Source organism: Citricoccus sp. NPDC055426, from assembly GCF_040677445.1.
Taxonomy (GTDB): Bacteria; Actinomycetota; Actinomycetes; order Actinomycetales; family Micrococcaceae; genus Citricoccus.
Genome location: NZ_JBFARZ010000004.1, coordinates 166,781 through 179,678, shown reverse-complemented (window position 1 = coordinate 179,678; position 12,898 = coordinate 166,781). Strand labels below are relative to the sequence as shown.

The window sequence follows — 12,898 nt, the reverse complement described above, 5'->3', positions numbered from 1 at the left end:
TCAGTTGATGCCGACGAGGTCCACCACGAAGATCAGGGTCTCTCCGGGGCCGATCTCGCCTCCGGCGCCCTGGTCCCCGTAGGCCAGGTGCGGCGGGATCTCGAGGCGGCGGCGGCCGCCGGGCTTCATGCCCAGCAGGCCGTCATCCCAGCCCTTGATGACCTGGCCGACGCCGACCTGGAAGTCCAGCGGCTGGCCGCGGTTCCAGGAGGCGTCGAACTCGGCCCCGGTGGACCAGGCGACGCCCAGGTAGTGGCAGGACACCCGGTCCCCGGCCTGCACGGCCTGGCCCGAGCCCTCGGCCAGGTCCTCGATGACCAGGTCCTGGGGCGGGGTGTCTCCGGGGAACTCGATCTCCGGTCGGGTGCGGTCATAGTTGCGCTGTCCAAAGGACATGGTCGATTCCTTCCGTTGGGGCGTGCGGGTCGAGGCGTACCGGGCCACGTCGGGCCCGGTGCGCGGACTCCAGACTACTCAGAGGCGGACGGGGACGCCGACGGTGACGCCGGGGCATCCCCGGTGTCACCCTCGCCCTCCGGCTGCGGGGCGGGGGCGGGCTGGGCCGGTGGCATGGTGTGCAGGATGTCCACCACGAAGACGAGGGTCTCCTCCTGGAGCTCGTGGCCGTCCGAATCGCCATAGCCCTTGGACGGCGGGACGACGATCAGGACCTGGGAGCCGACCTTCTGGCCCTGGAGTCCCTCAGACCAGCCGGCGACGACTCCGCTGAGTGGGAATCCCGAAGGCTCCCCGCGCGACCAGGAGGAGTCGAACTCCTCGCCGTCGGACCACTTCACGCCCGTGTACTGGACGGTGACGTGATCACCCTCGCCGACCTCCGCACCGTCGCCCTCGATGAGCGGCTGGACCACGAGATCCTCGGGAGCGTCGCCCTCGGGCTTCTCGATCGTGGGTTCGCCGGAGTCCTCGTTGAGGGTGACGGCCGGCAGGGACTCGTCGGTCACCTCCACGGACTCGCCCGCGGCGCGCGCCGGGCGGACGTCGGCGATCTGGAACACCATCAGTTGGTCGGGGGCTCCCTGGCCCATCTGGGCTCCGGGCATGAAGAAGGAGATCTGGGCGCCGACCTTGTTCTGGTCGAGCATGTCGTAGAGGACGTCGTTGCCCTCCTTGAGCTTCTCGTTGAGGAAGACCGCCTCGGCCCCCTGGGTGAAGTTCTCCGCGGTGACCTCGCCGGACTCCGGATCCACGATCGCGGTCTGCACCAGCGCGATGTCCCCCTCGTTGACGTCCGCGCCGTCGCCGTCCTGCAGCACGCGGGAGGAGATCTCGGTGGCCTCGATGGCCCCGTCCACGGTCACCTCCGGCACACCGTCCTCGTTGACGGTCAGGGAGATCGGCTCCAAGGCCTCCAGGTCACCTGAGCCGCGTGGTTCCGGTGCGGCGCAGCCCGCCAGGAGCAGGGCGCCGACGAGGGAGAGGGACAGCGGCGCGGCGGCTCGGAACCGGCGCGATAGGGACGGGATGCGGGACATGGGATCCTTCGGTAGTGCGGGAGGGGGGTGGTTTCAGTCTGTCACGTCAGACTGGATGGACGCTGGAGGCGTCGCTGGTCGGCAGGGAGCCGAGGAGCGCGTCGAGCCGGTCCGACGTGGTCTGGAACGGGTCCTTGAGGGTGATGGCGTGCATCGGACGGTCGTTGAGCTTCAGGTGGGTCCAGTCCACGGAGTAGGACTGGCCCGCCTCCCGCGCCGCCCGGATGAACCGGCTGCGCAGCACGGCCCGGCTGGTCGGCGGCGCGTGGTCCACGGCGTCCTCGATCGCCGCGTCGTCCAGGAAACGGGCGGCCGCGCCGCGGGCCTGCAACAGGGAGAACAATCCCCGCCCCGCGGTGATGTCGTGGTAGGACAGGTCCAGCTGGGCCAGCCGGGGTGCCCCCCAGTCCAGGCCGTTCTTGGCGGCGTACCGGGAGAGGAAGCGGTGCTTGATGGCCCAGTCGATCTCGGTGTCGATGCCGGAGTAGTCCCCGGACTCGACCGCGTCCAGGGTACGTTCCCACAGGTCCAGCACGGCGGGCACCCGATCGTGGTGGGCGCCGTGCCGCTGGACGAAGGCCGTGGCCTGGCCCAGATAGTGCCGCTGGAGCTCCAGGGCCGAGCGGTGGCTGCCGTTGCGCAGCTCCAGGCCCACCGTGCCGGTGAGGTCGTGGGAGACCTGCCGGATCGCGAGGATGGGCTTGGCCAGCTGGTGGTCCCCCAGCGGTACCCCGGCCTCGATCATCCGCAACATCAGGTCGGTGGCCCCGAAACGCACCAGCTGGGTGGTCTCGGACATGTTCGAATCCCCCACGATCACGTGCAGCCGGCGGTACTCGGCGGCGTCCGCGTGGGGTTCGTCCCGGGTGTTGATGATCGGCCGGGACCGGGTGGTGGCGGAGGAGATGCCCTCCATGACGTGGTCGGCGCGCTGGGAGAAGGCGAAGTGGGCGTCCGTCCGGGCCGCTCCGGGCCGCTCCTCCTCCTCGGGCCGGGCGGCCACGGTCTTGCCCGCGCCGGAGACGAGCTGGCGCGTGATGAGGAACGGGATCAGCGCCTCGGAGAGTCGGCGGAACTCCGTGCGCCGGTTCAGCAGGTAGTTCTCATGCGAACCGTACGAGTTCCCCACCGAGTCCGCGTTGTTCTTGTACAGGTAGATGGTGCCGGCGAAACCGTCGGCGGCCATCCGCTCGGTCGCCTGGTCGATGAGCCCCTGCATGATCCGCTCGCCCGCCTTGTCCACCGCCACGAGCTCGTCCAGGGTGGTGCACTCGGCGGTGGCGAACTCCGGATGGGACCCGACATCGAGGTACAGCCGGGACCCGTTGGAGACGAAGACGTTAGAGGACCGGCCCCATTCGACCACGGGCCGGAAGAGGTACCGGGCGACCTCCTCGGGCGTCAGGGGGCGGGAGCCCGGATGCGAGTAGTGCACCCCGAACTCGGTCTCGACGCCCATGATCCTGCGGTCCATGGGGTTACTGACCGCCCTTCTGGACGAAGCCCTTGACGAACTCCTCGGCGTTGGACTCGAGCACCGAGTCGATCTCATCCAAGAGGCTGTCCAGGTCGGCGGTGTGGGCCTGCGCCGAACCGCCGGCGGAGGCCGGGGTCTCCGGCTCCGGGGTCTCGTCCTCGCGGTCGAAGGATGAACCGTACTGCTGTGACATGGTGACTCCTGATGGTCTGGGTGGACAGTCGGGGTGGACGGTCGGTGGGCTGCTCAGCCTGAGTCGGTCAGGATGAGCCCTGGACGCGGGCCAGGGCCTCGAGCAGCCGCTCGAAGGCGCCGTCGGCGCCGGGATCCTCGAACAGGCCCGGGACATCGGCGGCGGCACCGGCCAGGGGCTCCCGCTGGTGGAACCGGTACAGGGGGCCGGTGCCGTCCTGGCGCACCAGGAGGGTCTCCCAGCTGGCCCCGACCACGTGCCGGCCGAAGGCCTCCACGGTCCGGCCGCGCACCCAGGCCCGGGTGTCCTGCGGAGGCCGGGCGACGGCGTCGTGCAGGTCCTGGTCCGTGACCAGCCGGCGGATGGACCCTCGCCGCAGCAGCGCCTGGTACAGCCCCTTGTCCGGGCGCAGGTCCGAGTACTGCAGGTCCATCATGTCCAGGCGGGGATCGTCCCATCCCAGGCCGTGTCGCTGCCGGTAGCCGGAGAGCAGCTGGTACTTCGCCACCCAGTCCAGCCGGTCCGCCATGGCGGCGGGGTCCGTCCGCAGGGTCTGCACGGACTCGCGCCACTGTGTCAGGACGTCCCCGGTGGCACGGTCCGTCATCCCGAACCGGTCCACGTGCGCCTCCGCCGCCTGCAGGTAGGCCTCGAGCAGGTCCAGTCCGGTGGCCTCGCGGGTGCCGACGGAGCCGCCGTCGGTCCCGGCGAGGGGACGCACCAGGGGGACGGTGGCCTGCAGCGTGGGGTCGTGGCTGATCGTCTGCAGGGCCGTGACGGGATCCGCCAGCTCGATCTCGGGCGCGGTGCCGAGCTCGATCATGGACAGGACGAGGGCGGTCATGCCGCAGCGCAGCCAGGTGGCGTATTGGGAGAGGTTGGCGTCCCCGATGATCACGTGCAGGCGGCGGTACCGGTGCGCGTCCGCGTGCGGCTCGTCCCGCGTGTTGACGATGGGCCGGCGCACGGTGGTCTCCAGGCCCACCTGCTCCTCGAAGAAGTCCGCGCGCTGGCTGATTTGGAACCCGGCGGTCCGGCCCGTGGAGCCGATTCCCACGCGTCCCGCGCCGCAGATGACCTGTCGGGCCACGAAGAAGGGGATCAGGTACCCGGTGAGCTCCTCGAAGTCCAGGCTGCGGGCCACCAGGTAGTTCTCGTGGGCGCCGTAGGAGACGGACTTGTTGTCGGTGTTGTTCTTGTACAGCAGCACCTGCGGCTGGCCCTCGGACTGCGCGATGCGCTCCGAGGCCGCCAACGCCACGAGGTCTCCGGCCTGGTCCCAGAGCATGGCGTCCCGCGGATTGGTGGTCTCCGGTGAGGAGTACTCGGGGTGGGCGTGGTCCACATAGAACCGCGCCCCGTTGGGCAGCACGAGGTTCATCAGCAGGTGGACGGACTCACCGTCCTGATCGGTGAGCGGCTGGTCGGTCAGCTGGGTGGGGTGCGCCGCGGAGCGCGGGAGCCTCCACCCGCGGGCGTCCACGAGGGGAGACTCCTCGCTGTAGTCCCACTCGGTGCCCGCCACGGTGCCGCCCCGTGAGGTGACGAGGTCCGCGTAGGCGTTCACCACCTCCACGGACAGCACGGAGTGCCCGGCCCCCGGATTCGCCGGCGCGTGCACGCCGTACTCGGTCTCCAGCCCCATCACCCGGTGCACGCCCCAGCCGGCGGTGTCCCGCCCGGGCGGCAGGGTGGCATCGTCCGGTACCAGCCCGCGCTGGCCACGCCACGCGGGGACGACGTCGGCCGGTACCTGGGGCACCGGGGTCACCGGGGCTCCCCGTGCAGGAGCATGCGCAACCCGGCGACCCGGCCGCCGCGGTGGCCGGAGATCCGGGCCCACTCCTCCGGTGAGGCGTGGTTGGGCAGGTCCTCCTGCTCCGCGAACTCCTCCCCGATCGCCTGGAGCAGGTGATCGGTGCGCAACCCCTTGGAGTCTTCGGCGAGGAAGTCCTTGATGGCGTGCTTCTTGGCGCGGTCCACGATGTTGGCGATGACGGCGCCGGAGGTGAAGTCGGCGAAGTGCAGGATCCTCGTGGAGCCGTCCGTGTAGGTGACCTCGAGGTATTCGGTCTCGGGGCGGCGGGCGAACAGGCGCTGCGTGGCGGCGGAGATCATGGCCGTCACGGCGGCAGCGCGGCCGCCGTGGTGTTCGATCTCGGAGGCGTGCAGCGGCAGGGTCTCGGTCACATACTTGCCGAAGATGTCCGCTGCGCCTGCGGCATCCGGGCGGGAGACGCGGATCTTGACGTCCAGGCGGCCGGGCCGCAGGATCGCCGGGTCGATCATGTCCTCCCGGTTGGAGGCACCGATGACGATCACGTTGTCGAGCCGCTCCACCCCGTCGATCTCGGCGAGCAGCTGGGGCACGATCGTGGTCTCCACGTCCGAGGACACCCCGGAACCGCGGGTCCGGAACAGGGATTCCATCTCATCGAAGAACACCACCACGGGGTAGCCGTCTGAGGCCTTCTCGCGGGCCCGCGCGAAGATGGTGCGGATGTGCCGCTCCGTCTCCCCCACATACTTGTTCAGCAGCTCCGGGCCCTTGATGTTGAGGAAGTAGGAGCGGTGCTCCTCGGTGGACCGGGCCGCCAGTGAGGAGGCCACGGCCTTGGCGATGAGGGTCTTGCCGGTGCCGGGCGGCCCGTAGAGCAGGATGCCCTTGGGGGCCTTCAGCCCATGCTCGCGGTAGAGGCCGGGGTGCAGGAAGGGCAGCTCGATGGAGTCGCGGATCTGGTCGATCTGTTCCGTCAGGCCACCGATGTCCTCGTAGCTGACGTCCGGGACCTCCTCCAGCACCACGTCCTGGACCTCGTTCAGGGGGACCAGGTCCAGGGCGAGGCCGGTCCGGGCGTCCACCGTCACGGCATCGCCGACCCGGATGCGCTGGGCGGTCAACCGGTCGGCGCGCCGCAGCACGCGTTCCTCATCGCCCCGGCCGACGACGACCAGCAGGCCGTCGTCCAGCGTCTCCTTGACCCGGACCAGCTCCCCCGTGCGTTCAGCCTCCAACAGGGCGATGATCGTCAGGGAGTCGTTGAGCAGGACGTCGGAGCCCTGGGTGATCCGGGCCGGATCCAGCAGCGGGGACAGCGCGACGCGCAGGCGGCGGCCGTTGTGCAGCACGTCCACCCCGCCCTGGACCGCCGCGGCGATCTCGGTGCCCTCCACAGGTTCGCGGGCCGCGTGCACCTGGAGCACGGTGGCGAAGGCGAACGGGGCCTCACCGTCGAGCTCGAGGGCAGCCTTGAGCGTGGTGATCTCCAGCCGCGTCTGGTCCAGCACCTCGACCATGCGGCGGTTGTTCCGCGCCGCCGTCTGCAACTGGTACTCCAGGGTCCGGTTCTTCTCCACGAGGGTGGTGGCGCGGCGTCGGGCCGCATCCAGCTGGTTCGTCAGCCCGGAGTCTGCGGGGGTGGTTCCGTCGGTGTGGGTTCCGGCGGTGGTGGGATCGCTCACGGAGACCTTTCCGGCCAACCGGATCGAGGATTCTCGGAATGCCTGAGGTCAGCCTTGCCCATCCATCCTAGGTCAGAGATCCTCCAGGTGCCGCCGCGCACCCCGCTGTTCCATCGAGGCCGCCTCGCGTGCCGCCTTGCGGGCCTTCTTGTCCGTGACGGGCCGTTCACCGAGGGCCTGGGGGGTCCACCGGGACTCATCGGCCGGTTGCCAGGCCTCCACGTCGACCGCCTTGAACTCGGACACCTTGGACCGCTTCTTCAGGGTCAGGGCCTCCTGTCCCGTCGCCAGGCGGCGGCAGAGCAGGAGGAACCCGGTGTGGGCCACCATGCGGTGATCCGGCCGGACGGCGAGGCCGTCGAGGTGCCAGCCGCGGACCATGGTCTCCGAGGCCTCGGTCTGGGTGAACCGGCCGTCCTCGCGGATGGCCTCCGCCACGCGGGAGAGCTGGGTCGCGGTCGCCACGTAGTTGATCCAGACCCCGCCGGGGGCCAGCACCGTGGCCACCGCGTCCAGGCATTCCCACGGGGCGAGCATGTCCAGCACCACCCGGTCCACCGAGCCCGGCTCGTGGACCTGGACCATCCGGTCCTGGGCGTCTCCCAGGTGGATCTGCCAGGCCGGATGCTCGCCGCCGAAGAAGGTCTGGACGTTGGCGCGGGCCACATCGGCGAACTCCTCCCGGCGCTCATAGGAGTGCAGCGCCCCGGCGTCCCCCACGGCGCGCAGCAGGGAGATGGACAGCCCCCCGGAGCCGACGCCGGCCTCCACCACCGTGGCCCCCGGGAAGACGTCCGCCATCTGGACGATCTGGCCGGCGTCCTTGGGGTAGACGACCGTGGCCCCGCGGGGCATGGACAGCACGAAGTCGCTCAGCAGCGGGCGCAGCACCTGGTAGTCGTGTCCGGCCGAGTTCGTGACCACGATCCCGTCCGGGCCACCGATCAGCTCGTCGTGGTGCAGCACGCCCTGGTAGCTGTGGAACTGGCCCCCCTCGGTCAGGGTGACCGTGTTGAGACGGCCCTTGGCATCCTTGAGCTGGACGCGCTGACCGGGACGCAGCGGGCCGCGGCGCTCGCCGGCGCCGGCCGGCACGTCGGCGGGCTGGTCGGTGGGCTGGTCGGTGGGGGGATCGATCGGGGATTCGGTCATGCGGAGGTAGTCCTTCTGATAGGTCGGGTTCAGCGGCGGCGGCCGGTGGTCAGCCACTGGACCACTTCGGACTGGCGGAGCACGCCGCAGACGGATCCGTCGGGGGCCAGTACAGCGTATTCGGCTCCCTCCACGGCGGCGAGCCGGTCCACCAGGGGGCGGCCGGCGTCGGTGGCCCGGACCAGGGCCCCGTGGGTCAGGGCCCGGGCGGCGGCGGCGGCCGGGACCGCGCCGGCGTCCTGCTCCGGGACGCCGGCCAGCGCGGACTCGTCCACGATGGCCTCCGGGACGCCCTGGGGCCCCACGAGCACGGTGAGCGTACCGGTGGGCCGGGCCCGGACCTCGGCCACGGTGGCGGTGCTCATCAGGCCGATGGCGGGGTGCATCAGCTGCGCCGCCGTCAGGCTGGGCACCCGGAGCCGCAGCTGGGCGCCTCGGATCGACTCGGTGGCTCCACTCCAGAGGAAGTAGCCGACCATCACCAGGATGACGATGAGGGGGATGTCCGGCAGCCGGCCCTGCACCAGCGGCACCACGATCACGCCGACCACGAGGCCCACCACGATGACGCGTCCCGCCCACCCGGCGGCGATGGTCCCCTTGTCCTGGTCCCCCGTGGCCGCCCAGACGGCGGACTCGATGATCCTGCCGCCGTCCAGGGGCAGTCCGGGCAGGGCGTTGAAGATCGCCACGAGCCAGTTCGCATAGGTGAAGATGCCCAGCAGGAGGCTGCCGACGCCGCCGGGATCTGCCAGGGCCAGGAGCAGCTGGCCGCCCAGGGCCAACAGGACGTTGGCGGCCGGGCCGGCCAGCGCGGTGACGAGGGACCGGCCCGGGGTGGCCTGGAACGAGCCGAATTGGGTGTGCCCGCCCCACAGGTTCAGCACGATCTCCGTGGTGGGCCACCGGAACGCCTTGGCGCTGGCGGCGTGGGCCAGCTCATGGACCAGGACGGACAGCAGCAGCAGCACGGCGTACAGGAAGGCGATCCCGTAGGCACCGGCCCCCAACTCGGGGAACAGCCGCTGGACCTGGGGCCCGAACAGAACCACCACGAACAGTGCGATGAGCGACCAGCTCCAGGACAGGAAGACGGGTACCCCGATCAGGCTGCCCAGGCGGAGCATGCCCCTGCGGGGCACCGCGTCCTCGAGCGTCTCGGGGCTCACGAGGCCGCCGATCGGCGGGCGGCCACCAGGCCCAGGTGCCGGGGCGTCCGCCCGGCCAGCGTGGTCCACTGCTCCCACCGGGGGTCCTCCGGCAGGGTCATCACATGGGGGACGGCCACCGTGGCCAATCCGGCGCCGGCCGCGGACAGCAGCCCCGGCAGGGAGTCCTCGACCGCCACGCAGGCCGCCGGGTCCAGGTCGTCGTGCCGGCGGGCCATGACCTCCAGTGCCGTGGTGTACGGCTCCGGATCCGGCTTGCCGCGCAGCACCATGTCCCCCGTGACGAGGAAGTCGAACGTCCCCGGGGGCAGGGACTCGGCGAACGCCGCGGCCAGCGGGGCGTGGGACATGGTGACGAGCGCGCAGGGGACCCCGGCCTGGCCCACGGCGGTCAGCAGCTCCCGGGCCCCCGGACGCCAGGGCACGGACCGGCGCACGGCGCGGGTCACGTCCGTCATGGTGCGCTCGATGATCTCGCCGATCCCGAGGGTGACCCCGGCCTCCTGCAGCAGGCGGGCCCCGTGGTCCAGGGCCTGGCCCACGAGCGAGTGGGCGAGCCCGGTGGTCCACTGGCCGCCGTCCTGCTCCACCAGGGTGCGCTGGCTCTCGTTCCACCACGGCTCGGTGTCCACGAGGGTGCCGTCCATGTCCCAGAAGACCGCATGGGGCAGAGGACCCGCGCCGAGGTCGTGGGCTGTGTCCGCTGTGTCCACTGAATCCGCAGCGGAGGCGAGGTCCTGGGGGGCGGGCACACCGGGGGTGGGTCGAAGGGGCATGCCGCCCAGTCTAGTTGCGTCAGGGGGGGCTCCTCCCGGCGCGTCTGGCACCGGCCGTTCAGACGGGTCTAGGGTGGCAGTCATGGCAGAGATGGACGGAACCCCGGCCGAGCGGACGGGATGGCGGGACCACCTGGTCGAGACGGTCACCGGTCGCCGGCCGGTGGTCATGATCGCGGCCTTCGAGGGCTGGAACGACGCCGGCGACGCGGCCACCAGCGCGGTCGACGCGTTGCGCCACCAGTGGCATGCCTCGGCGGCCGGATCACTGACGGACGGGGACTACTACGACTACCAGTTCACCCGCCCCACGGTGGTGCGGGACGCGGACGGGCTGGGGACGCTGTCCTGGCCGCGGACGCGGATGTACCGCGCCAGCGACCTCCACGGCCTGGACGTGGTCCTCGTGTCCGGGGCCGAGCCGAGCTTCCGGTGGCAGGCCTTCACTGCGGAGCTGCTCACCCACGCCGCCGAGCAGAATGTGGACGCCGTGATCATGCTGGGTGCCCTGCTGGCAGACGTCCCCCACACCCGGCCCCTGCCGGCCTCCCCCTCCAGCGCCGACCCCGAGCTGCGGGAACTGCTCGGGGCGAGGCGGCCCACCTACGAGGGTCCGACGGGGATCGTCGGCGTGGTGACGGACACCGCCGCGCGGTCCGGGCTGCCGACCGTCTCCGTGTGGGCCACCGTCCCCCACTACGTCTCCCAGGCCCCCTCCCCGAAGGCGGAACTGGCCCTGCTGCGCCGCATCGAGGATCTCCTGCAGATCCCCCTGGACCTCACGGACCTCGCGGAGGACGCCGCCGCCTGGGAGCGCGGCGTCAACGAGCTGGCCGGCGAGGACCCGGACGTCGCGGCCTATGTGGAGCAGCTGGAACGCGCGCGGGACACCGAGGAGCTTCCCGAGGCCACCGGCGAGGCCATCGCCGAGGAGTTCGAGCGGTACCTGCGGCGCCGGGGCCGGGACTAGCGCCGGACTACAGCGTAAGGCCCAGCAGCCCGTTGACGGCGGCGCGCACATCGGGGCTTGAGGGGTCGACGTCGGCCGCCTGCGTCCCGGACGCCCCGTCCGGCCCGAGTCCGGCGGGGTTCCGGTCGTCTCTGGCCAGGGCCTCATCGGCCCACCGGTCGACCTGGGCGAGGGCGGCCGGTGCATCCAGGTCATCGGACAGGGCCCGGTGGGCAGCCGCCAGCAGGGCGGCGCCGTCTCCCGGCTCCTGGAGTTCCAGGGCCCGGCGCCAGCGGGCGACCCGGTCCATGGAACGGGTCATCAGCTCCGGGGTCCAGTCCCAGTCGTCCCGGTAGTGGTTGGACAACAGCGCGGTGCGGATGGCCACCGGCTCGACCCCCTGGCTCCGCAGTCTCGACACGAGCACGAGGTTCCCCAGGGACTTGGACATCTTCTCCCCGTCCAGTCCCACCATCCCGGCGTGGACGAAGGCCTGGGCCAGCGGCTGGCCGTCAGCGGCCGTGGCGTGGGCGGCGCTGAACTCGTGGTGTGGGAACCGCAGGTCCGAACCGCCCCCCTGCACGGTGAAGGGCGCGGGCAGCAGGCGGCGGGCGATCGCGGAGCACTCGATGTGCCAGCCGGGGCGACCGGTGCCCAGGGAGCGGCCCTCCCATGTCGGTTCGCCGGGGCGGGCCACCCGCCAGAGCAGGGGGTCCAGCGGATGGCGTTTGCCGGGCCGGTCCGGATCGCCGCCGCGCTCCGGGAACACCGTGGCCATCTCCTCGGCGCTGTGACGTCCCACGCTGCCCAGCGTCCAGTGCGTGGCCTCCTGGGCCGCGTCGATGGAGAAGTAGATGTCGCCGTCGGGCTCTGAACCGGCGCCCGGCACCGGGTAGGCCGTCCCGTTGGCCACGAGCGCCTCCACGGAGGCGACGACCCAGTCCACCGTCTCGGTGGCCCCGACGTAGTGGTCCGGGGCGAGCACGTTCAGCGCCTCCATGTCCGAGCGGAACAGCTCGGTCTGCTCGGCCGCGAGGTCCCGCCAGTCCACGCCGGTGGCGGTGGCCCGCTCGAGCAGCGGATCGTCCACGTCCGTGACGTTCTGCACGTAGGTGACGGGCAGGCCGCAGGCCCGCCAGTACCGGCTCAGCAGGTCGAAGGTCACGTAGGTGTTGGCGTGGCCCAGGTGGGTGGCGTCATAGGGCGTGATACCGCAGACGTAGAGGGAGGCCTCGGCCAGGTTGCCGGGATGGCGCACCGACTGGGAGGCGGTGTCATAGAGCTTGAGCCGGTCCGGCTGGACGGGCAACCGGGCGGGCAGAGGGGTGTTCCAGGATTCCATCAGGCGTTGATCACTCCGAAGCCGAGCAGGATGTAGAGCAGGAGGCCGAGTCCGATGCGGTACCAGACGAACGGCTTGAACGAGTTGGTCGTGATGTACCGCATGAGCCAGCCGATGACCAGATAGCCGATCACGAAGGCCACGAGGGTCGCGACGAGGGTCTCCCCCATACCATAGGCGGACGACTGCCCCGGGTCGGACAGGGCCTTGAACAGCTTGTAGAAGCCGGAGGCGAAGACGGCGGGCACCGCCAGGAGGAAGGCGTATCGGGCCGCGGCCTCGCGGGTGTACCCGAGGGCCAGGCCCATGGTGATCGTGCCGCCGGAACGGGAGACGCCGGGGATGAGGGCCATCATCTGGGCCAGCCCGTAGAGGATGCCGTCCCGCAGGGTCAGCTTCTCCAGCGGCTTGGTCTGCCTGCCGAGGGAGTCGGCCACGGCCAGCAGCAGGCCGAACACGATCAGCGTGGTGGCCACGATCCACAGGGACCGGAACGAGGTGTCGATGGACTCCTCGAAGAGCAGCCCGGCCACGCCGATGGGGATCGAGCCGATGATGATGAGCCAGCCCATCCGGGCGTCGGGGTCGTGACGCCCGACCTTGCCCGTGAGCGATCCGAACCACCGGGAGATGATGCGGACGATGTCCTTCCAGAAGAAGATCAACACGGCCAGCTCGGTACCGATCTGGGTGATGGCGGTGAACGCGGCCCCCGGGTCCGAGGCCCCCGGAAGGAACTCACCGACGATGCGCAGGTGTGCCGAGGAGGAGATGGGGAGGAATTCCGTCAGGCCTTGGACCAGGCCCAGGATGATCGCTTCTAACCAGTTCACATCAGAGAACCCTACGTCACCGGCAGGGTCTGACCCGCGCCGCGACCCA

At 71.0% G+C, this 12,898-nt stretch carries 12 protein-coding genes; 1 reads left to right on the top strand and 11 read right to left on the bottom strand.

The features are described from left to right. The 9 genes from AB0K08_RS08700 to AB0K08_RS08660 all read right to left on the bottom strand — a co-directional run bounded on the left by AB0K08_RS08700 (position 1) and on the right by AB0K08_RS08660 (position 9,725). Positions 1-396: an FKBP-type peptidyl-prolyl cis-trans isomerase gene (locus AB0K08_RS08700; protein ID WP_363353418.1), complete on the bottom strand. Its 396-nt coding sequence runs from the start codon at positions 394-396 to the stop codon at positions 1-3. 74 nt (positions 397-470) lie between these two features. After that, a complete protein-coding gene (locus AB0K08_RS08695) occupies positions 471-1,496 on the bottom strand; it encodes an FKBP-type peptidyl-prolyl cis-trans isomerase (RefSeq protein WP_363353416.1) in 1,026 nt (341 codons plus the stop codon). Positions 1,497-1,542: 46 nt separating this feature from the next. Further along, positions 1,543-2,970: a Pup--protein ligase gene (pafA, locus tag AB0K08_RS08690; protein WP_363353415.1), complete on the bottom strand. Its 1,428-nt coding sequence runs from the start codon at positions 2,968-2,970 to the stop codon at positions 1,543-1,545. Positions 2,971-2,974: 4 nt separating this feature from the next. After that, positions 2,975-3,166: a ubiquitin-like protein Pup gene (locus tag AB0K08_RS08685; RefSeq protein ID WP_363353413.1), complete on the bottom strand. Its 192-nt coding sequence runs from the start codon at positions 3,164-3,166 to the stop codon at positions 2,975-2,977. Between the two features lie 67 nt (positions 3,167-3,233). Continuing rightward, positions 3,234-4,811 carry a depupylase/deamidase Dop gene (dop, locus tag AB0K08_RS08680; protein ID WP_363353569.1) on the bottom strand — a complete coding sequence of 526 codons (1,578 nt, stop codon included), beginning with the start codon at positions 4,809-4,811 and terminating at the stop codon, positions 3,234-3,236. 122 nt (positions 4,812-4,933) lie between these two features. After that, positions 4,934-6,568, bottom strand: a complete 1,635-nt coding sequence (arc, locus tag AB0K08_RS08675; protein WP_363353567.1) for a proteasome ATPase — start codon at positions 6,566-6,568, stop codon at positions 4,934-4,936. Between the two features lie 132 nt (positions 6,569-6,700). Then, positions 6,701-7,780 carry a tRNA (adenine-N1)-methyltransferase gene (locus AB0K08_RS08670; RefSeq protein ID WP_363353411.1) on the bottom strand — a complete coding sequence of 360 codons (1,080 nt, stop codon included), beginning with the start codon at positions 7,778-7,780 and terminating at the stop codon, positions 6,701-6,703. Between the two features lie 29 nt (positions 7,781-7,809). Then, positions 7,810-8,949 (bottom strand): site-2 protease family protein, encoded by a 1,140-nt coding sequence (locus tag AB0K08_RS08665; protein ID WP_363353409.1) that lies wholly within the window; start codon positions 8,947-8,949, stop codon positions 7,810-7,812. Then, entirely contained in the window at positions 8,946-9,725 is a 780-nt protein-coding gene (locus AB0K08_RS08660; protein WP_363353408.1) for an HAD family hydrolase, read from the bottom strand. Before AB0K08_RS08660 ends, AB0K08_RS08665 begins: the two co-directional genes overlap by 4 nt. Positions 9,726-9,807: 82 nt before the next feature. Here AB0K08_RS08660 and AB0K08_RS08655 point away from each other — a divergent pair, with 82 nt between their 5' ends. After that, positions 9,808-10,695 (top strand): PAC2 family protein, encoded by an 888-nt coding sequence (locus AB0K08_RS08655; protein ID WP_363353406.1) that lies wholly within the window; start codon positions 9,808-9,810, stop codon positions 10,693-10,695. A 7-nt stretch (positions 10,696-10,702) separates the two neighbouring features. Here AB0K08_RS08655 and mshC read toward each other — a convergent pair whose 3' ends face one another. Both mshC and AB0K08_RS08645 read right to left on the bottom strand, forming a co-directional pair. Next, positions 10,703-12,016 (bottom strand): cysteine--1-D-myo-inosityl 2-amino-2-deoxy-alpha-D-glucopyranoside ligase, encoded by a 1,314-nt coding sequence (mshC, locus tag AB0K08_RS08650; protein WP_363353404.1) that lies wholly within the window; start codon positions 12,014-12,016, stop codon positions 10,703-10,705. Beyond that, entirely contained in the window at positions 12,016-12,849 is an 834-nt protein-coding gene (locus AB0K08_RS08645; RefSeq protein ID WP_363353403.1) for an undecaprenyl-diphosphate phosphatase, read from the bottom strand. Before AB0K08_RS08645 ends, mshC begins: the two co-directional genes overlap by 1 nt. Positions 12,850-12,898: the final 49 nt, after the last annotated feature.